The 21,288-nt window shown below is 39.9% G+C and carries 16 protein-coding genes; 11 read left to right on the forward strand and 5 right to left on the reverse strand.

What is annotated here, in order from left to right; translation table 11 throughout:
- Positions 1-23: 23 nt before the first annotated feature.
- The 7 genes from ilvB (at position 24) to D8Q48_RS12560 (ending at position 8,499) form a co-directional block, all read left to right on the forward strand.
- Positions 24-1,742 carry a biosynthetic-type acetolactate synthase large subunit gene (ilvB, locus tag D8Q48_RS12530; protein WP_121056676.1) on the forward strand — a complete coding sequence of 573 codons (1,719 nt, stop codon included), beginning with the start codon at positions 24-26 and terminating at the stop codon, positions 1,740-1,742.
- Between the two features lie 12 nt (positions 1,743-1,754).
- Positions 1,755-2,264 carry an acetolactate synthase small subunit gene (ilvN, locus tag D8Q48_RS12535; protein WP_022074448.1) on the forward strand — a complete coding sequence of 170 codons (510 nt, stop codon included), beginning with the start codon at positions 1,755-1,757 and terminating at the stop codon, positions 2,262-2,264.
- 98 nt (positions 2,265-2,362) lie between these two features.
- Positions 2,363-3,388: a branched-chain amino acid aminotransferase gene (locus D8Q48_RS12540; RefSeq protein ID WP_022074449.1), complete on the forward strand. Its 1,026-nt coding sequence runs from the start codon at positions 2,363-2,365 to the stop codon at positions 3,386-3,388.
- Positions 3,389-3,573: 185 nt separating this feature from the next.
- The gene (locus D8Q48_RS12545; RefSeq protein WP_121056677.1) at positions 3,574-4,803 is read left to right on the forward strand and encodes a hypothetical protein; all 1,230 of its coding nucleotides are present in this window, start codon (positions 3,574-3,576) and stop codon (positions 4,801-4,803) included.
- Positions 4,804-4,836: 33 nt separating this feature from the next.
- Entirely contained in the window at positions 4,837-5,610 is a 774-nt protein-coding gene (locus D8Q48_RS12550) for a class I SAM-dependent methyltransferase (RefSeq protein WP_117991625.1), read from the forward strand.
- 15 nt (positions 5,611-5,625) lie between these two features.
- Positions 5,626-6,504: an Hsp33 family molecular chaperone HslO gene (hslO, locus tag D8Q48_RS12555; protein ID WP_117991627.1), complete on the forward strand. Its 879-nt coding sequence runs from the start codon at positions 5,626-5,628 to the stop codon at positions 6,502-6,504.
- A 69-nt stretch (positions 6,505-6,573) separates the two neighbouring features.
- A complete protein-coding gene (locus D8Q48_RS12560) occupies positions 6,574-8,499 on the forward strand; it encodes an NAD(+) synthase (RefSeq protein WP_121056679.1) in 1,926 nt (641 codons plus the stop codon).
- A 167-nt stretch (positions 8,500-8,666) separates the two neighbouring features.
- Here D8Q48_RS12560 and arcC read toward each other — a convergent pair whose 3' ends face one another.
- From arcC to D8Q48_RS12585, 5 genes are all read right to left on the reverse strand, one after another.
- Positions 8,667-9,611 carry a carbamate kinase gene (gene arcC, locus D8Q48_RS12565; RefSeq protein WP_117991633.1) on the reverse strand — a complete coding sequence of 315 codons (945 nt, stop codon included), beginning with the start codon at positions 9,609-9,611 and terminating at the stop codon, positions 8,667-8,669.
- Between the two features lie 100 nt (positions 9,612-9,711).
- Positions 9,712-10,908 (reverse strand): knotted carbamoyltransferase YgeW, encoded by a 1,197-nt coding sequence (gene ygeW, locus D8Q48_RS12570; RefSeq protein WP_117991636.1) that lies wholly within the window; start codon positions 10,906-10,908, stop codon positions 9,712-9,714.
- Between the two features lie 202 nt (positions 10,909-11,110).
- Positions 11,111-12,421, reverse strand: coding sequence for a YgeY family selenium metabolism-linked hydrolase (locus tag D8Q48_RS12575; protein WP_117991639.1), 1,311 nt, complete (start codon positions 12,419-12,421; stop codon positions 11,111-11,113).
- Between the two features lie 64 nt (positions 12,422-12,485).
- Positions 12,486-13,691: a diaminopropionate ammonia-lyase gene (dpaL, locus tag D8Q48_RS12580; RefSeq protein WP_117991641.1), complete on the reverse strand. Its 1,206-nt coding sequence runs from the start codon at positions 13,689-13,691 to the stop codon at positions 12,486-12,488.
- A gap of 51 nt (positions 13,692-13,742) precedes the next feature.
- Positions 13,743-14,414, reverse strand: coding sequence for a helix-turn-helix transcriptional regulator (locus tag D8Q48_RS12585; RefSeq protein WP_121056681.1), 672 nt, complete (start codon positions 14,412-14,414; stop codon positions 13,743-13,745).
- Positions 14,415-14,689: 275 nt separating this feature from the next.
- On the opposite strand from D8Q48_RS12585, the gene ssnA reads away from it, so the two are divergent.
- Genes ssnA through yqeC form a run of 4 tightly spaced genes read left to right on the forward strand, consistent with a single transcriptional unit; the run spans position 14,690 to position 21,277 of the window.
- A complete protein-coding gene (gene ssnA / locus D8Q48_RS12590; protein WP_121056709.1) occupies positions 14,690-16,024 on the forward strand; it encodes a putative aminohydrolase SsnA in 1,335 nt (444 codons plus the stop codon).
- 25 nt (positions 16,025-16,049) lie between these two features.
- Positions 16,050-17,480: a nucleobase:cation symporter-2 family protein gene (locus D8Q48_RS12595; protein WP_117991646.1), complete on the forward strand. Its 1,431-nt coding sequence runs from the start codon at positions 16,050-16,052 to the stop codon at positions 17,478-17,480.
- A 27-nt stretch (positions 17,481-17,507) separates the two neighbouring features.
- Positions 17,508-20,492 (forward strand): putative selenate reductase subunit YgfK, encoded by a 2,985-nt coding sequence (ygfK, locus tag D8Q48_RS12600; RefSeq protein WP_121056683.1) that lies wholly within the window; start codon positions 17,508-17,510, stop codon positions 20,490-20,492.
- The gene (gene yqeC / locus D8Q48_RS12605; RefSeq protein WP_121056685.1) at positions 20,489-21,277 is read left to right on the forward strand and encodes a selenium cofactor biosynthesis protein YqeC; all 789 of its coding nucleotides are present in this window, start codon (positions 20,489-20,491) and stop codon (positions 21,275-21,277) included. Before ygfK ends, yqeC begins: the two co-directional genes overlap by 4 nt.
- Positions 21,278-21,288: the final 11 nt, after the last annotated feature.

A 21,288-nucleotide genomic window follows, 5' to 3' on the forward strand; every position in this document is an offset into this window, starting at 1 on the left:
TTTTTATAAAGGGAGGTTTTTCTATGAAACAGATTTCAGGTAATAAGTTGTTAGTAAAAGCATTGAAAGAAGAAGGGGTAGACACATTATTTGGTTATCCGGGGGCTTGTACGATCGATATCAGTGATGAGCTTTATAAACAGGATGATATACGTGTGATTCTGCCTCGACATGAGCAGGCTTTGGTTCATGCTGCCGATGCATATGCCCGTACGACAGGTAAAGTCGGAGTCTGTCTCGTAACAAGCGGACCGGGAGCGACGAACCTTGTAACAGGTCTTGCAACAGCAAACTATGACAGTGTGCCATTGGTTTGTTTTACTGGTCAGGTTTCAAGACATTTGATCGGAAACGATGCTTTTCAGGAAGTAGATATCGTAGGTATTACAAGAAGTATTACGAAGTACGGTGTTACTGTCCATAAACGTGAGGACCTGGGTCGTATTATCAAAGAAGCCTTTTATATAGCAAGAACAGGGAAACCGGGTCCGGTACTGATTGACCTTCCGAAAGATGTTATGGCAGAGCTTGGAAGTGCAGAGTACCCGAAATCTGTAAATATCCGTGGATACAAACCGACTACGGCTGTTCATATCGGACAGTTGAAACGAGCTTTGAAAATGCTTGGAAAAGCAGAACGTCCGTTATTTCTTGCAGGTGGCGGAGTAATCATTGCAGATGCAAAAGAGGCATTTAAAGAAGTTGTAGAGAAGACAAATGTACCGGTTGTTACAACTGTTATGGGACGTGGTGCGATTCCAACGAACCACCCATTGTTTATAGGAAACCTTGGTATGCACGGTGCGTATGCGGCCAATATGGCAGTTAGTGAGTGTGATCTGTTGTTCTCTATCGGAACGAGATTTAACGACCGTATTACAGGGAAATTACATGAGTTTGCCCCACATGCACAAATTATCCACATAGATATTGATACAGCGTCCATTTCGCGAAATATCCATGTTGATGTTCCGATTGTTGCAGATGCGAAAGATGCAATTACAAAAATGAATGAATATGTTGTTCCATGTAAGACGAAGAAATGGCTAGATGAGATCAATGAGTGGCAGCATGTACACCCGTTGACAATGAAAAAGCATGCAGAAATGGGACCGATGGATATTATCGGGGAGATTAACAGACAGTTTGATGAGGCAATCATTGTAACGGATGTAGGTCAGCATCAGATGTTTGCGGCACAGTTTACAGAGATTACAGAGAAGAAGCAGATTATTATGTCAGGCGGACTTGGAACGATGGGGTATGGATTCCCGGGAGCAATCGGAGCAAAACTGGGCAATCCGGATAAGCCGGTCATTATGATCTCAGGAGATGGCGGTATGCAGATGAACATTCAGGAATTTGCAACGGCAGTATTGGAAGAACTTCCTGTTATCTTGTGTGTATTTAACAATACATATCTTGGAATGGTACGTCAGTGGCAGAAATTATTCTATGGAAAACGTTATGGAATGACAGATTTGCGCGCAGGTGCTTTGACAAGAAGAACAAATGGAGAAGAAAAGCCGGAGTATACACCGGATTTCATTAAGCTGGCAGAGAGTTATGGAGCAAAGGGTATACGTGTTACAAAAACAGATGAGATTGCAGCAGCATTTGAAGAGGCTAAGAAAAATACAAAAGTTCCGACATTGATTGAATTTATCATTGATCCGGAAGAAATGGTGTTCCCAATGATTAAGCCGGGCGGAACATTGGAAGAAATGATTATAGAGTGTTAGGAGGACTGAAAAATGGAGAATAGTATAAAGAAAAGATGGATTTCATTGTATGTAGAAAATCAGGTAGGTGTTCTTTCGAAAATTTCAGGACTCTTTTCCGGAAAGGCATATAACCTGGATAGTCTGACAGTAGGAACAACAGAAGATCCTACAGTATCACGAATGACAATCGCAACAGTCAGTGATGATGAAACATTTGAACAGATAAAAAAACAATTGAATCGAATGGTAGAAGTGATTAAAGTAATCGACTTTACAGATTTATTTGTCCGCATGAAAGAAATTTTATATGTAAAGGTTAAGAAATGCAGTAGAGAAGATAAGGCAGAGCTGTTTCGAATTGCAGAGACATATAAAGCAAAACCGATGGATATCGGAAGAGACAGTCTTTTGATTGAATTCGTTCAGACTGCAACAAAGAATGATGCAGTTATCAAACTGATGAAGGAAGAGTTCCAGAATATTGAGGTTGTACGTGGCGGAAGCGTTGGAATTGAGTCGATTAGCATGATGGAAAGATAAAAAATATAAAAAACAGAGTGCACTCTTGAATTTTCTTTTTAATCGTATTATAATCGACTAAAGATAGAAAGCTTGATATTGGAATGGAGGAACTACAGATGGATAAGAAAAATATTGATTGGGAGAATCTTGGATTTGGATATGTTCAGACAGAGAAGCGTTATGTTTCAAACTTCAAAGATGGAAAATGGGATGATGGAGTCCTGACAGAGGATGCGAACATTGTTCTGAATGAATGTGCAGGAGTACTTCAGTATGCACAGACAGTATTTGAAGGTATGAAAGCATATACAACAGAAGATGGACGAATTGTTGTATTCCGCCCTGATTTGAATGCAAAACGTATGGTTGATTCTGCGAAGAGACTCGAGATGCCTCCGTTCCCAGAAGAGAGATTTGTAGATGCGATTGAAAAGGTTGTTAAGGCAAATGCTGAATATGTACCACCATACGGTTCAGGAGCAACTCTGTATTTAAGACCTTATATGTTTGGAAGTAATCCGGTTATCGGAGTAAAACCTGCAAATGAGTATCAGTTCCGTATTTTTGCGACCCCGGTAGGACCATACTTCAAAGGTGGAGCGAAACCTGTAACAATCTGTATTTCAGATTTTGACCGTGCTGCACCGCATGGAACAGGACATATCAAGGCGGGATTGAACTATGCTATGAGCCTGCATGCAATTGTGACAGCTCATGCAAATGGGTTTGATGAGAACATGTATCTTGATTCTGCTACAAGAACAAAAGTAGAAGAAACAGGTGGAGCAAACTTCATTTTTGTAACAAAAGATAATAAAGTTGTAACTCCTCATTCAAATACAATTCTTCCATCTATTACAAGACGTTCTCTGATGTATATTGCAGAGCATTATCTGGGACTTGAAGTAGAGGAAAGAGATGTATATGTAGAAGAATTGAAAGATTTTGCAGAGTGTGGTCTGTGTGGAACAGCAGCCGTTATCTCACCGGTAGGTAAAGTTGTTGATCACGGAAAAGAAATCTGTTTCCCAAGCGGAATGGAGAAGATGGGACCAATCACTCAGAAATTGTATGATACATTGACAGGTATCCAGATGGGACGTATTGAAGCTCCGGAAGGATGGCTGAAAGTAATCGAATAATTCGGATAATATTTTAAATATAATTTGAAGAAATAGTCTGCAAAGTATTTGCAAGGTGGATAAAAGAGGGTGCATTCGCAAAAAATGTGAATTGCATCTTCTTTTTTTGACAAGGCTGTTTACAAGCATTTTACAGAATGATATGATAAAATGAAATGGAATTTTAGAATGGAAGTAAAACAGTAATGAAAAGGTATGTATATACTCTTGCTTTTTTCTGTATGCTTTGTTTTGGGTGGATGTTGAATCCCTTGACTGTGCATGCGGAGATTGCATCAGACCGGGCGTTTGATGGAGCAGTGTGGGAGAAGATTATAGAGGATGATATAGAAGCGGCAGAGGGTGTCGTACAATCTATGTGTGTGACAGATTATTATATCATTATGATGGAGAATGTTGCAGAGGATGGCACGACACCGGATATTATAAAAGCATATTACCGGTATGACCATGACGAGAATGGACAGCCTGTTGAACGGTATTCTCTTGCAAAACGTGTGCAGGATATGTGTTATGAACATTGTAACGGAATGGCATTTAACCCAAATACGCGTGAAATTGTGGTTGCGTTGTATACAAGCTATAATGCGGAAAACCGAGGCTGTGTTTTTTTGCTGGATGCGGATACATTAGAATTCAAAGGCCGGCTGAAGATTACAGATGATTATAATATACTTGGAATCGGTTATGATCAGGCAGAGGATTGTTACTATATCCAGACAAATGCAGATGGAGGATATACGTTTAAAAAGCTGGATAGTCAGTTTCAGATTATAGATGATTACGGAACGATGGAAGGCTATTCTAAGGGAACAAATTTTCAGGATCTTTGTGTAAGTGGAGATTATATAATTAATTTACCATTAACCTTGCACATGGGAATCGGTGATTATATTAACATGTATTCTATCTCCAGAAGAGTGATGGTGTCGGATACACAGATGAATTTCAATTTTGAAGGAGTAAGTGGAGATGAACCGGAAAGTATCTGTGAATTAGAACCTGGATTATTTGCGGTAACAGTAACGCAGTCATATGCAGACGGAAGAAGAACTGTGGCGGTCTATAAGACAATGGTTCCTTATAATTTCCCGGCAGCAGATATACAAAAGAGTACAGAGCCGATAAGTGAAGGTGTGAGTACGCCGGAAATAGTGGCCAGTGAAAAACAAGAAGAACAGCATGTTATATCAACTCCTGTAAAGCAAAAGATGTCAAGCCTTGCGAAGTTAAAGAGCAAGATCAAGCTGCCATCAGTAAAACAGGTTTTGAAGGTTATGTTATTGCTTGTGGTTGCAATTGTTATATTCCTTGCATTTTATATGCGGCTTATTGCCATCAGACGAGAACGTCAGCGCAAGCTGGAAAAGGCAAGGAGAGAGCGAAAAGTAATCAGAGAGAGATACGAGGACTAAGAAAGAAGAATATATTGATAAACGAGGTAGAAGATGGAAGCATATACAAGTTTTGCAGTAGTTTATGATACGTTCATGGATAATGTGCCTTATGAAGAATGGGGAGAATATTTACATGGATTGTTATTGGAATATGGGGTTGAAGACGGGTTGATTTTAGACCTTGGATGCGGAACCGGAACAATGACTGAAATTTTAGCTTCAAAGGGCTATGATATGACCGGAGTAGATTTTTCGGAAGAAATGTTAGATATTGCAATGCAGAAACGCACGAAGAGTGGACATGATATATTATATTTGATGCAGGATATGCGGGAATTTGAATTGTATGGAACAGTCAGAGCCATTGTAAGCGTTTGTGATTCTATGAATTATCTTACAGAAGATGGTGATTTGGAGCAGGTGTTCAGACTTGCCAATAATTATCTGGATCCGGGCGGATTATTTATTTTTGATATGAATACAGAATATAAATATCGTGAAATGCTGGGGGACCAGACAATCGCTGAAGAACGTGAGAATTGTAGTTTTATTTGGGACAACTATTATTATGAGGAAGAAAAGATCAATGAATATCAGTTGTCTTTGTTTGTGGAAGACCCGGTTTTAAGTGAAAAGACGGGACAGGATATTTGCAGAAAATTTCAAGAGATGCACTATCAGAGAGCGTACAGTCTTGCAGAAGTAAAGGCTGCATTGGAAGTGGCAGGGATGGAGTTTATTGCTGCTTACGATGCATTTACAAGGAATCCGGTGCATCAGGAAAGTGAGCGTATGTATATCATTGCGAGAGAACAGGGAAAGTAAGAGAGGAGAATAGATATGTCAGATTATATAGTAAGAGCAACAGCGGCAAATACACAGATTCGTGCATTTGCTGCATCAACAACAGAACTGGTAGAGGAGGCACGCAAGCGTCATCAGACAAGCCCGGTTGCGACAGCAGCGTTGGGACGTCTGCTTACAGCAGGTGTGATGATGGGAAGTATGATGAAGAATGACAGTGATGTATTAACATTACAGGTTCAGTGTGGCGGTGAGATCGGAGGAATGACGGTGACTGCAGACAGCCACGGAGATGTAAAAGGATATGTGAATAATCCGGATGTTATGCTGCCGCCAAAGAATGGCAAGCTGGATGTTGGAGGCGCATTGGGACCAGGATTTTTGAATGTAATCAAAGATATGGGACTAAAAGAGCCATATTCGGGACAGACTATGCTTCAGACAGGTGAGATCGCAGAAGACCTGACATATTATTTTGCAACATCAGAGCAGGTACCATCATCTGTCGGTTTGGGTGTTTTGATGGAGAAAGACAATACAGTGCGCTGCGCCGGTGGATTTATTGTACAGGTAATGCCATTTGTAGATGATGAGGTTCTTGATAAATTAGAGGCCAATATCCAGAAGATTCAATCTGTAACAGCGATGCTTGATAATGGACATACTCCGGAAGAGATGCTGAATCAGGTTTTGGAAGGGCTGGATGTAGAGATTACAGATACGCTTCCTGCTAAATTTAGCTGTAATTGCTCAAAGGATAGAATTGAAAAAGCAATTATCAGCATTGGTAAAAAGGAAATACAGGCTATGATCGATGATGATAAACCAATTGAAGTGAAGTGTCATTTCTGTAATACAGCGTATAAATTTGAAGTGGAAGAGTTAAAAAAACTGCTTAAGAAGGCAACGAGATAAGACGATTAATATCATGACAATGAAAGTTCTAAGTTAAAAGAACCGGATAAGAAACAGGAGTGATGAAAGATGAAACAGGGATTTGTAAAGGTTGCAGCCGTAACACCAAATCTTCAGGTTGCAGATGTAGAGTACAACACAGAAAAGATTTGTGAGGCAATTGATAAAGCTTATGAGAACAGAGCGAAAGTTGTTGTTTTTCCGGAGCTGTGTATTACAGGATATACGTGTAGTGATTTGTTTTTGCAGGATATATTGCTGGAGGAGTCAAAAAAGGCATTATTAAAAATAGCAAAATATACAAGAGACAAGGATATGCTGATTTTTGTCGGAATGCCGCTTATGCAGGATGGAAAGCTCTACAATGTGGCAGCAGCCTTAAATAAGGGAGATGTTTTAGGATTTACTACAAAAACATTTCTTCCAAATTATGGTGAATTTTATGAAATGCGTCAATTTACACCGGGACCAAAAGAAGCCAGATGGATTTTATTTGAGGGCAATAAAGTTCCGTTTGGTCCGCAGATTTTATTTGAATGTACAACGATGCCAAATCTTGTAGTTTCAGCTGAAATATGTGAAGATGTATGGGCTCCTATGCCGCCTAGTATTCAGGCAGCGTTAGAAGGGGCAACACTTATAGTGAACTGTTCAGCCAGTGATGAGACGATTGGTAAGAGCAGTTACAGAAGAGAATTGATCAAAGGACAGTCGGCTCGTTTGCTTGCCGGATATATTTATGCTAATGCGGGAGAGGGCGAGTCAACAACAGATCTTGTATTTGGCGGACATAATATTATAGCTGAGAATGGTTCTATATTGAGAGAATCAAGAAGATTTGTGAATAGAGCAATTTATTCAGAGATTGATATCAACCGTCTGGTTGGTGAGAGACGTAAGAATACAACATTTCAGGCAAATGATGTGCCAGGGCTGATACGTGTTCCTTTTTATCTTGAGATGGAGAAGACCTATCTTACAAGAAAGTTTTCAAAACACCCATTTGTACCATATAACGAGCGTGAGAAGGCAAGAAGATGCGAGGAAATTTTAAATATCCAGGCAATGGGATTGAAAAAACGTCTTGCACATACACATGCGAAGACAGCGGTAGTTGGAATATCAGGCGGCTTAGATTCTACGCTTGCATTGATTGTAACGGCAAGAGCATTTGATATGCTAAAGAAAGATAAAAAGCAAATTATAGCGGTTACAATGCCTTGTTTTGGAACAACGGACCGAACATATCAGAATGCCTGCAAGATGTCGAAACAGCTTGGAGCAACACTTATAGAAGTGCCAATCGCAGAAGCGGTGAATATTCATTTTCGTGATATCGGACACGATCCAAAAGATCATAGTGTAACATATGAGAATGGACAGGCGAGAGAGCGTACACAGGTCTTGATGGATATTGCAAATAAAGATGGTGGTATGGTTATCGGTACAGGTGATTTGTCAGAGCTGGCGCTTGGATGGGCAACATACAATGGCGATCATATGTCTATGTATGGGGTAAATGCTTCAATTCCAAAGACACTGGTAAGACATCTTGTACAGTATGCGGCGGATACGACAGTGGATAAAGAGTTAAAACATGTACTTTATGATGTGCTGGATACACCGGTAAGTCCGGAATTATTGCCTCCGAAAGATGGCAATATCGCACAGAAGACAGAAGACTTGGTTGGACCGTACGAATTACATGATTTTTATTTATATTATTTACTTCGTTTTGGGTTTGAACCAAGTAAGATTTTCCGCCTTGCGAAATATACATTTGAAGATACATATGATGATGTTACGATTTTGAAATGGCTGGAGACATTCTGTAAAAGATTTTTCGCGCAACAGTTCAAACGTTCATGCCTTCCGGATGGACCAAAAGTAGGTAGTGTAGCATTATCTCCGAGAGGAGACTGGAGAATGCCGAGTGATGCTTGCGTAGCTGTGTGGTTGAAGGATTTGGAGAATATTTCGTTGTCAGATATTTAAAAGAATAAGTTGTTAGCTGTGAAGAGAAAATCTTTGCAGACAGATAATAAAGAAAAGAGGCAGGATATCCGTTGAACGGACAACCTGCCTTTTTTCTCTTTAGGTGTTGAAATAAGTATAGCTATAAAAATAGCAAAATTGATCTTGAAAGATAAATCTTATAAAAATTAAAGTGAAATACGTGTACCAGTTACTCCATTGATACCGTCTTTTGCTTTTTCAAGCAATGTGATCAATGCCTGACGACCAGGTTTTGATTCTGCAAAGTCAACAGCAGCCTGAACTTTTGGAAGCATAGAACCAGGAGCGAAGTGACCTTCTTCCATGTACTGTTTTGCTTCCTCTACTGTCATATGATCGATCCATTTTTCATCTGGTTTTCCATAGTTTACAGCAACTTTTTCTACAGCTGTAAGGATGATAAGGAAGTCAGCATCCAGATCTTTAGCCATCAGGCAGCTTGCGAAGTCTTTATCGATAACTGCGCTGGCACCTTTTAAGTGATTTCCCTGCAATGTAACAGGAATACCGCCACCGCCACAAGCGATAACAAGTTCACCTGCATTAACCATGTTAGTGATTGTTCCAATCTCAACGATTTCCTGTGGCTTTGGAGAAGCAACAACACGGCGATATCCACGTCCTGCATCTTCTTTCATGATATAGTTATATTTCTCAGCCATCTCATCAGCCTGTTCTTTTGTTAAGAAACGTCCGATTGGTTTTGACGGATTTTCAAAAGCTGGATCATTTTCATCTACACGAACCTGTGTGATCATTGTAGCAACCGGAATATCTGTGATTCCACGATTTAACAATTCTTCACGTAATGCATTCTGCAAGTCATAACCGATATAAGCCTGGCTCATTGCAACACAAACAGAAAGTGGTGTGTTAGGCTGTTTTTCATCTTCATGAGTTAAAGCAAGCATAGCATTATTGATCATACCAACCTGTGGTCCGTTACCATGTGCAACAACAACTTCACAGCCTTCCTCAATCAAATCAACGATTGCACGAGCTGTAATTTTAACTGCTGCCATCTGCTCTGGAAGTGTATTGCCAAGAGCATTTCCCCCAAGAGCAATGACAATTCTCTTCTTTTTAGACATTTTATATTCCTCCAAACGAATTTTTTGTTTTTAAAACCAGAAGCGAAACAGGCTCGCTTCTGGTTCGTTATAAGACTATGTTTAATTTGTGCTCAAAATCTTATTCGAAAATTCTTGGGCATCCTTTTTCTTCCAGTTTTTTCAAGATCTCTGTTGGGTTCTCGAATTTAGCAAGGAAGATCATAGCTGCGATGATATATGGTTTGAAGCTAGCTTCTTTGTAAAGTGGATCTCTGTAACGATCGAATACAGTAGCGTCTACTTCACCTTCTTCACAGCTTACGCCTGTGATATCAGCTGGCAGGCAGTGCATGTAAAGAGCTTTTCCGTCTTTTGTTGTAGCCATAAGCTCTTCTGTACAAGCCCAATCTTTGTGCTCTGCGTTCTGAGCAAGAAGTTCTTTCTCAAGTTCTTTGATACCTTCTGTATCACCATTTCCGTACAGTTCTGTACGTTTTTCCATAGCTGCAAATGGAGCCCAGCTCTTTGGATATACGATATCAGCATCTTTGAAAGCTTCTGCCATGTTGTTTGTTTTTGTGAATGATCCGCCTGATTTTTTAGCGTTTTCTTCAGCAACTTTTTCTACATCTTCGAATACTTCGTATCCTTCTGGATGAGCAAGAACAACGTCCATTCCGAAACGTGTCATAAGTCCGATAATTCCCTGTGGAACTGAAAGTGGTTTACCATAAGATGGAGAGTAAGCCCATGTCATAGCAAGTTTTTTACCTTTCAAATTCTCAACTCCGCCGAACTCGTGGATGATGTGAAGCATATCAGCCATTGCCTGTGTTGGGTGGTCGATATCGCACTGAAGGTTAACAAGTGTAGGTTTCTGCTCTAAGATACCGTCTTTGTTTCCCTGTGTTACAGCGTCAACAACTTCGTGCATATATTTGTTACCTTTTCCGATGTACATATCATCACGGATACCGATTACATCAGCCATGAAAGAAATCATGTTAGCTGTTTCACGAACTGTTTCACCGTGAGCAACCTGAGATTTTCCTTCGTCAAGATCCTGAACTTCAAGACCTAACAGGTTACAAGCAGAAGCGAAAGAGAAACGTGTACGTGTAGAGTTATCACGGAATAAAGAGATTCCAAGTCCGCTTTCAAATACTTTTGTAGAGATGTTGTTTTCTCTCATGTAACGAAGAGCGTCAGCTACTGTAAATACAGCTTCGATTTCGTCGTCTGTTTTCTCCCATGTTAAGAAGAAATCACCATTGTACATCTCTTTGAAGTTTAATGCGTTTAATTTGTCAATATATCCCTGTAATTTTGCGTCCATTATAAAATCCTCCTGATAATTGTTTTTTAATAATTGTTTTAATGGATGGCGTCCGGCGGACCAGACGCCTGAATTTGGTTTTGAGTATATAATGCTAAGCAATGAGGTAACACATTCGGACATCGACTCGAAAAGACCTCGTCTGATGCCGAAGTGTACACAATCGCTAAGCTCAATGCAATTTCGCTAAGCGATTAGTGCATTATTTCACATATGATTTTGGAAGAGCAGCGTAAACTGCAGCACATGTAACAAGATCCTGTTTCCATGTCTTCTCGTTTGGTGCGTGAGCCTGAGCCTCTGCTCCAGGTCCGAATCCGATACAAGGGATTCCGTTACGTCCCATGATAGATACACCATTTGTAGAGAATGTCCATTTGTCTGTTAATGGACGAGCCTGTCTCATCTCAAGTGTCTCTTCAGCACCGATACGTGCATCTCCGTAAAGTCCTGTATAAGCTTCTTCAAGAGCTTTTGTTACAGCATGGTCTTTTGGAATAGCCCATGTTGGGAAGTAGCACTCGATTTCATATACACATCCTGTGTAAGAAGGACGGTCATAGTTGTACATAGAAACTGTTACGTCATCACCGTATTTCTGTACGCTAGGTAAAGCACGGATCTCATCTAAGCAGCTTTCCCATGTTTCTCCGAATGTCATACGACGGTCAAGAGATACTGAGCAAGAGTCAGCTACTGCACAACGGCTTGGAGATGTGTAGAAAATCTGAGATGTTGTAACTGTACCACGTCCAAGGAAACGAGCTTCTTCATAGTCTTTGTTGTATTTAGGATCAAGCATTTTAACAAGACCTTTGATTTCTGTTCCGTCTTCAGCGTCGTTCTCATTCAAAGCACGGATATCCTGGAGAATGTCAGCCATTTTGTAAATAGCATTGTCTCCACGCTCTGGAGCAGAACCATGGCAAGAAACACCTTTAACGTCAACGCGGATTTCCATACGTCCACGCTGTCCACGGTAGATACCACCATCTGTAGGCTCTGTAGAAACTACGAATTCAGGACGAACTTTGTCTTCGTTGATGATGTACTGCCAGCAAAGACCATCACAGTCTTCTTCCTGAACTGTACCAACAACCATTACTTTGTATCCTTCTGGGATAAGATCCTGTTCTTTCATGATCTTAGCACCATATACAGCTGATACGATACCGCCACACTGGTCAGATACTCCACGTCCACCGATCTCTGTCTCTGTCTCGTATCCTTCATATGGATCGAATGTCCAGTTGTCGATGTTACCGATACCTACTGTATCAATATGAGCGTCAAATGCGATGATCTTGTCGCCTGTTCCCATGTATCCGATTACATTTCCCTGAGGATCGATCTGAACTTCATCAAATCCTACTTTTTTCATCTCAGCAGCGATAGTGTCGATATGAGCTTTCTCATCACAGCTTTCTCCTGGGTTTTTTACGATTGCACGTAAGAATGCAGTCATTTCTTTCTCATATCCCTGTGCAGCCTCTTTGATTTTGTTTAAATCCATTGTTAAAAATCCTCCTTTTTAAAATATAAATTAATTTTTTCCTATTATATAAGTCTTATTAGACTTATTTTTCATTTCCATCCCAAACGATTGATTCATAACGTTCTGGGTCTGTGTTACCTTCTGTAGAGAAGAGTAATACTTTTGAGTTCTCATCTAATCCAAGATGTTCTCTTAATTCTTTGTATTCATCCATCATCATGATGCAAGCAAGTGTTCCGAATGGAGCAGCTCCTGATTCACCAGATGTAACCGGTTTGTCTCCTTTGATTGGAGCAGCAAGCATACGCATACCTTTTGCAGCAACCCAGTCAGGAGTAGAGATGAATGTATCTACATGGTTTTTCAAAATATCCCATGAAATTGTGTTTGGTTCACCACAAGCAAGACCAGCCATGATAGTAACCATATCGCCATCTACAATCTGGATACTTCCGTCACCAACAGAAGCACCTTTGTAAAGACATGCAGCAGCTTCAGCTTCTACAACAACAACTTTCGGTGGGTTTTCCGGATATCTGTTAGCGAAGTAACCCTGAACAGCACCGGCAAGTGATCCAACACCAGCCTGGATAAATACGTGTGTAGGACGCTCGCATCCATAATCCTGAAGCTGATCATAAGCTTCCATAGCCATTGTTCCATATCCCTGCATGATCCATGCTGGAATTTCTTCGTATCCGTCCCAAGCTGTATCCTGAACCATGATTCCGTTCTCTGTCTTCATAGCCATGTCATTTGCCATACGAACACATTCATCGTAGTTATATTCTTCGATAGTAGCTGTAGCACCTTCAGCAAGAATGTTGTTCAGTCGTGTCTGTGTTGTTCCCTTTGGCATTAAGACAACTGCTTTCTGTCCAAGTTTGTTTGCAGCCCATGCAACTCCACGTCCGTGGTTACCGTCTGTAGCTGTAAAGAATGTAGCCTGTCCGAACTCTTCTTTAAGAGCATCAGAAGTAAGTACATTATAAGGAAGTTCTGAAACATCTTTGCCTGTCTGCTTTGCAATGTAACGAGCCATTGCAAATGAACCTCCGAGTACTTTGAAAGCGTTCAGTCCAAAACGATAAGATTCATCTTTGATGTACACTTCACCAAGACCGAGCATGTCAGCCATCTTATCTAATTTAGTAAGTGGTGTTACTGTGTACTGTGGAAAACTCTCATGGAAAGCACGAGCTTTTTTAACTTCTTCCAGACTCATGACTTTCAGGTTTTCATCGTTTGTCTTTGGCATCTTATTGACTGCCCATTTGATTGATTCCATTTGGAATAACCTCCTTTATATTTTATTATTTGTTTTTGGGTTCCTATTTTGTTACTTGTTAGTCGCATCCATGTAATTATAGAGCGTAAACTTTGAAATGCCTAATAGGGAAGCAACTTTGTCGCCGGATTTTGTGATAAGAAAAGCACCCGCGCTATTTAAAAATTGTACAACCTTAACTTTGTCGTCTTTGTTCATTGCTGCGATAGGTTTGCCGACAAGTGCAAGAGCCTGTTCGATTAAAGAATCAAGTAGTTCATTTACATTGTGGGTGATTTTCTGCGGCTGTGCGATACCGCCATCAGAAATTCCGCTCCCTGTTTCCAACTCCAGCTCGGATTCTGTTGTGATCAGAGAGTGAAGAGCATTTTCTACCGTTAACAAAGAAGTAATATCGTAGTTTAAAGCAAAGATATACTCAATATTGTCATCATCACCACGAACATACATTGTACTGGACTTTAAAATCTGTCCGCTTTCTGTCTTAGTTAAATAAGAAAGTCTGTCGTGAATCCTAGATGGATCTCTTTTCAATGTTTCAAGAACAATGCGTGAAGGTCCGTCGCCGACCTGGCGTCCGGAGATAGAACCGTTTTCTACATATACAATAGAATGTTCGATTTCACGTTTTGTTAAGTCGTGGATGACAATTTCACAATTACTACCGAAGTGAACCGCAAGTCCATGACTAATCTGTTTTAATAAATCAAGCCTTTTACCCATGAATCTGTAACTCCTCTCTTTAGCATGAAAATGTCTTGTCATTTTTATTTGCTTCTGAATCCATCATAGCATAAAAAAAATGAAAATCAATACTTTTCTAAAAAATTTTTAGATATCTTAATTTTTTTAAGAATTTTGTTGCATTCGAGGTGGCATTATGGTATCATATTACAAAGAAAGTGGTTCAGAAATGTAATTTGTTGTGCGAAAATTACAAAAAAATCAGACAAATTAAACAGTTAAAAAAACTGAAAAAAAGAAAAGGAGAGATGCATATGTTGATTATTGGTAATGGTAGAGTAATCACAAGAGATTCCGCTAATCCTTATATTGAAAGTGGAGCCGTAGCAATTGAGGGAACACAGATTAAGAAGGTAGGAGATCTTGAGACTCTTAAGAAAGAATTCCCGGATGCAGAGTTTATTGATGCTAAAGGCAAGATTATCATGCCGGCATTTGTTAATGCACATGAACATATTTATAGTGCATTTGCAAGAGGAATGTCAGTCAACGGATATGATCCAAAAGGATTTTTAGATATTTTAGATGGTATGTGGTGGACAATCGACCGCAACCTTACATTGAATGATACTTATTTAAGTGCGATGGCAACTTATATTGATTGTATTAAGAATGGTGTTACAACAATTTTTGATCATCATGCAAGTTTTGGCTCTATCGAAGGTTCTTTATTCGAGATTGAGAGAGCAGCAAAAGAAACAGGAGTGCGCTCATGTCTTTGTTATGAGATTTCTGACAGAGATGGCATGGATAAGGCAAGAGCATCTGTTAAAGAGAATGCTGATTTTATCCGCCACGCATTAAAAGATGATACAGGCATGATCGCAGGTATGATGGGTATGCATGCACAGTTTACAATCTCTGATGAGACAATGGAGCTTGCTGCTGCTAACAAACCGGATGGAGTTGGATATCACATTCACGTTGCAGAAGGTATTGAAGATTTACACCATTGCCTGAAGCATTATGGTAAACGTATCGTAGATCGTCTTATGGATCATGGTATCCTGGGAGAGAAAACTCTTCTTGGACATTGTATTTATGTAAATGAGCATGAGATGGATTTGATCAAAGATACAAATACAATGGTAGTGCACAACCCGGAATCTAACATGGGTAATGCATGTGGATGTCCTCCGACAATGCATATCGTGCACAAAGGTATTCTGACAGGTCTTGGAACAGATGGATATACACATGATATGACAGAATCTTATAAGGTAGCGAATGTGTTACATAAACATCATTTATGTGATGCAAATGCAGCTTGGTCAGAAGTACCACAGATGCTTTTTGAAGGAAACGTACAGATTGCAGAACGTTACTTCCCACAGAAGCTGGGCGTGTTAAAAGAAGGTGCAGCAGCAGATGTGATCGTTGTAGACTATATTCCACCAACACCATTACATGCAGGTAATGTGAACAGTCATGTTCTGTTTGGTATGACAGGAAGAGATGTTGTTACAACAGTAGCGAATGGTAAAGTATTAATGAAAGAGCGTGAATTGTTGAATATCGATGCAGAAAAAGTACTTGCTGATTGCAGACAGGCAGCCGGAGCGCTTGCTGATAGAATTAACTCAAGATAATACTGGGAATATAGGAGGAAATACAATGGGCAAAAGTAAAGATAAAACTGGAAGCGATGAACTTTTTAGATGGGACGGCAATCCGACACCTGGACAGATTGCGCCACTGGCGATTCAGCATGTATTGGCAGCGGTAGTAGGATGTGTAACACCTGCGATTCTGGTTGCGAATGCTGCTAACAATGCTGGAGGAAGCGTAGACACTGGATTATTGATTCAGATGTCTCTGGTATTTGCAGCATTGTCAACGCTGTTACAGTTGTATGGAAATAAGATCCATATCGGATCAGGCCTCCCGGTTATTATCGGAGTCAGCTTTGCTTATGTGCCAACAATGACAGCAATTGCTTCTCAGGCAAAGGGCGTCGATACGATCCTGGGAGCGATGGTAATTGGCGGTATAGTAGCAATTTTAGTAGGATTATTTATTAAACAGATTCGAAAAGTATTCCCGCCACTTGTTATCGGAACAGTTATTTTCGCAATCGGACTTTCTTTATATAAGACAGCGATCAACTATATGGCTGGTAACGCAGCAAACACATATGAGTTGATAGTAGAACAGCAGGGTAAAACTGCTGCATTAGTATATGGTTCTTGGCAGAACTGGCTGATTTCAATCATTACACTTGCAATTGTAATAGGATTGAATCACTATGGAAAAGGCTTATTTAAACTTGCTTCTATTTTGATTGGTTTACTTTGTGGATACGTTCTTGCTCTTTGCTTTGGAATGGTTGATTTCTCAGCATTGCATTCAGCAGGATGGTTTCAGCTTCCAAAACCAATGGCATTTGGTATGAGTTTTGATGTTTCAGCAATTATACCACTTGCATTGTTATTCCTGGTTAATTCTATTCAGGCAATGGGAGATTTCTCAGCAACAACAACTGGTGGTATGGACAGATTACCTACGGACAAAGAGTTAAACGGCGGTATCATCGGATATGGTATCAGTAATATCGTAAGTGCATTCTTCGGATGCCCTCCGACAGCAACGTTCAGCCAGAATGTAGGTATTGTAGGTTCTACAAAAGTAGTAGCAAGAAAAGTATTTGCAACTTCCGCAGGAATTTTGCTCGTTGCAGGTTTAATTCCTAAGTTTTCTGCATTACTTCGTACAATTCCACAGTGTGTACTTGGTGGAGCTGTAGCTTCTGTATTTGCGTCAATCGCTATGACAGGTATTAAGCTTCTTGTAAGTGAAGGAATGTCAGCCAGAAACACAACAGTTGCAGGTATCGCAATTGCAATTGGAATGGGTGTATCACAGAGCAGTGGATGCTTGAACCAGATGACACAGAGCATTTACAATGGTCTTGGCATGACAATGGGTCTGGAAAATTTCCAGTCAATTATTAACAATACATTTGCATCATCACCGGTTGTATTAGCAACAATATTTGCAGTATTGCTCAATTTGGTATTACCGAAAGATGAGGTAAAGAAAAATTAAGTAAATTATACTCAGGGAGGTTTTAATATGAGTGAATTAATGACACCTATGTCGTTCGAACATCTTTTAAACTGGATTTTAAAAGAACACAAACAGTATGGAACAGTTTTTGGGGAACATGATCCATATGTTGCAGATAGCAAAAACAATCGTGAAATTTTCGGCCGTGCGCTGGAAACTCCAATTGGACCGGCAGCTGGTCCTCATACACAGCTGACACAGAATATCGTTGCTGCATACTATACAGGAAGCCGTTTCTTCGAATTGAAAACAGTTCAGAAAATGGATGGAGCAGAGCTTGCAGCATGCGTAAATAAACCATGTATCGTTGCAGATGATGAGTGTTATAACTGCGAGTGGTCTACAGAGTTATATGTACCACAGGCAATGGAAGAATATATCAAAGCATGGTTCTTATTGAAAGTATTGGCAAAAGAATACAAGCTTGGCGATCCTGACGGATTCCAGTTCAACATCAGTGTTGGATACGATCTGGAAGGAATTAAGAGTGAAAAGATTGATACATTTTTAAATACAATGCAGAATGCAGCAGACTGTGAAGTGTTTAAAAACTGCAAACAGTATCTGCTAGATCATGTTGATCTGTTTGAGAATGTAACAAAAGAAGATATCGAAGCTATTCAGCCGGAAATCTGTAATTCCGCTACAATTTCTACATTACACGGATGCCCTCCGCAGGAAATTGAAAGAATTGCAATGCACTTGATCACAGAAAAAGGATACAATATATTTATTAAATGTAATCCAACACTTCTCGGATATGAGTATGCAAGAAAAACAATGGATGATATGGGATATGACTATGTTGCATTCGGTGATTTCCATTTCAAAGATGATCTTCAGTATGAAGATGCAGTTCCAATGCTTCAGAGACTGATGGCTGTATGTAAAGAACGTAATCTGGAATTTGGTGTAAAAATTACAAACACATTCCCAGTTGATGTAAAACAGAATGAGCTTCCAAGTGAAGAGATGTATATGTCAGGTAAATCACTGTATGCATTGTCTATGTCTGTAGCAGAGAAACTTGCGAAAGACTTTGATGGACAGCTTCGTATTTCTTACTCTGGCGGTGCTGATTACTTCAATATTAAAGGAATCGTTGATTCTGGAATCTGGCCTGTAACAATGGCAACAACAATGTTGAAACCAGGTGGATACCAGAGAGTAAAACAGATGGCAGAAATTCTTGAAAAAGAAAATGACGTATTTACAGGAATTGACGCAGAGGCAGTATCTGCATTAGTAGAAGCAGCTAAGAAAGATCCACATCATGTAAAAGCTATAAAACCACTTCCTTCAAGAAAGATGAAAGAAAGCGTTCCGCTGTTGGATTGTTTCGAAGCACCATGTAAAGCAGGATGTCCTATTCACCAGGATATCACAACTTATCTTGAGCTTGTAAGCGAAGGAAAATATGAAGAGGCAATGGAAGTTATCACAGAGAAAAACCCACTTCCGTTTATTACAGGTACAATTTGTGCACACAATTGTATGAGCAAATGTACACGTAACTTCTACGAAGATCCTGTACACATCCGTAATATGAAACTGCTTGCAGCTGAGAACGGATATGAAGCATGGCTGAAGAAACAGGGCGTACCTGCAGTGACAAAAGAAAGTAAGGCAGCTGTTATCGGTGGTGGACCGGCTGGTATGGCAGCAGCATACTTCTTAAGAAGAGCTGGAATGGATGTTACAATTTTTGAGCAGAACGATGCTCTCGGTGGAGTTGTAAGACATGTGATTCCTGAATTTAGAATTGCTTCAAGCGCAATCGATAAAGATGCAGAGATTTTAAATACACTTGGAGTTCACGTTGAACTTAATACACGTGTTAAGAGTGTAGACGAATTGAAAGCTGAAGGATTTGATAAAGTAATCCTTGCAGTAGGAGCATCAAAACCTGGAACATTGAGATTAGAAGAAGGGGATGCTACAAATGCATTAGAGTTCCTGGCTGATTTCAAGGCAAACAATGGTGAGTTAAACATTGGTAAGAATGTTGTAGTTATCGGTGGTGGTAATACAGCTATGGATACAGCAAGAGCAGCAAAACGCACAACAGGTGTTGAGAATGTATATCTTGTATACAGAAGAACAAAGAGATTTATGCCTGCTGATGCAGAAGAGCTGGAGATGGCTATCGAAGACGGTGTAGAATTCAAAGAGCTTCTTTCACCAGTTAAAGTAGTTGATGGAAAACTGACATGTAAAGTGATGAAACTTGGGGACATCGATGAGTCAGGAAGACGCAGTGTAGTTGAGACAGATGAGATTTGCGAGATTGCAGCAGATACAGTGATCGCAGCTGTCGGAGAAAAAGTTCCAACAAAATTCTATGAAGCAAATAGAATCAATGTAAGTGAAAGAGGAAAAGCACTTGTAAACGATGATACATTAGAGTCTAATGTAGAGGGTGTTTATGTAGTTGGTGATGGTCTCGGCGGACCGGCAACTGTTGTTGAAGGAATTCGCGATGGTAAGAAAGCAGCAGAGGCAATTATCGGAACAACTCTTTCAAGAGACTTTGATGAGAACCTTGAAAGTGAAACAATCTTTGCAAGACAGGGAATCTTAGAATCAGAGAAAAAAGGACAGGCTGAGTCAACACGTTGTCTTGGATGTTCAACAATCTGTGAGAACTGTGTTCAGGTATGTCCAAACCGTGCAAATGTAGCAGTACATGTACCGGGAATGGAAAAAGCACAGATTATCCATGTGGATTCTATGTGTAATGAATGTGGTAACTGTAAGAGCTTCTGCCCATACAGCAGTGCACCATACAAAGATAAATTCACATATTTTGAGAAACCAGAAGATATGTCTGACAGTACAAATCAGGGATTTGCAATTCTTGATAGAGAGAAAGTAAGCTGCAAGGTAAGATTCCTTGGAGACGAGTTCATCTGGACAAAAGGAGAAGCTACAAAACTTCCTGAAGGACTGCAGAAATTAATTGAGGCTGTAATTGCAGATGGTATTTTATGATTTTACAATATAACTTAGGTAATTTACAAAAAGTAAATAACTACCGAGAGGCATTCCAACTTGTTGGAATGCCTTCTCAGGTTATTTCTTTTGTTGGAGGCGGAGGAAAAACCACTACAATCCGCCGTTTGGCAAAAACATATTGGGAAGAGGAAATTCCGGTAGTCGTGACGACGACAACACATATGAGATATGAAGATGTGCCATATATGCTGCTGGAGGAATCAATAGAAAAATTAATTGAATTATTAGATGTTTATGGAAAATGTGTTGTGGGAAACGCAACAGACAGGAAGACAGCAGACGGAACATCAAAATTTTGTTCAGCTTCAGAATCATTTTTTGAAGAAATATGTCAGGAAATGGAGCGAAGAGGTGGTATTGTTCTTGTAGAAGCAGACGGAGCAAAGGAGTTGCCATGTAAGGTTCCGGAAGAATGGGAACCGGTAATTCCAAAACAAACAACGCAGGTTGTGGCTGTATACGGACTTGATGCTATTGGAAAAACATTTGCAGAAACTTGTTTTCGGGCTGAATTAGCGGCAGAGTTACTGCATAAAAAAATAGAAGATAAAGTGACGACAGACGATATTGTTTGTCTTGCAGTATCTGAATTGGGCTCGAGAAAGTCTGTAGGAAACAAGAAATTACATTTATTATTAAATAAGGCAGATTCAGATGAGCGTATTGCGTATGCATTGCAAATTTGTAAAAAAATAGATACAATGGCAGAAAAGCCCGAAAATATTCTTATTACGGGATATGATTTATATGAAAGCAGATAAAGGAGATTGTC

This window comes from Ruminococcus sp. B05 (assembly GCF_003628495.1).
Classification (GTDB): domain Bacteria; phylum Bacillota; class Clostridia; order Lachnospirales; family Lachnospiraceae; genus Schaedlerella; species Schaedlerella hominis.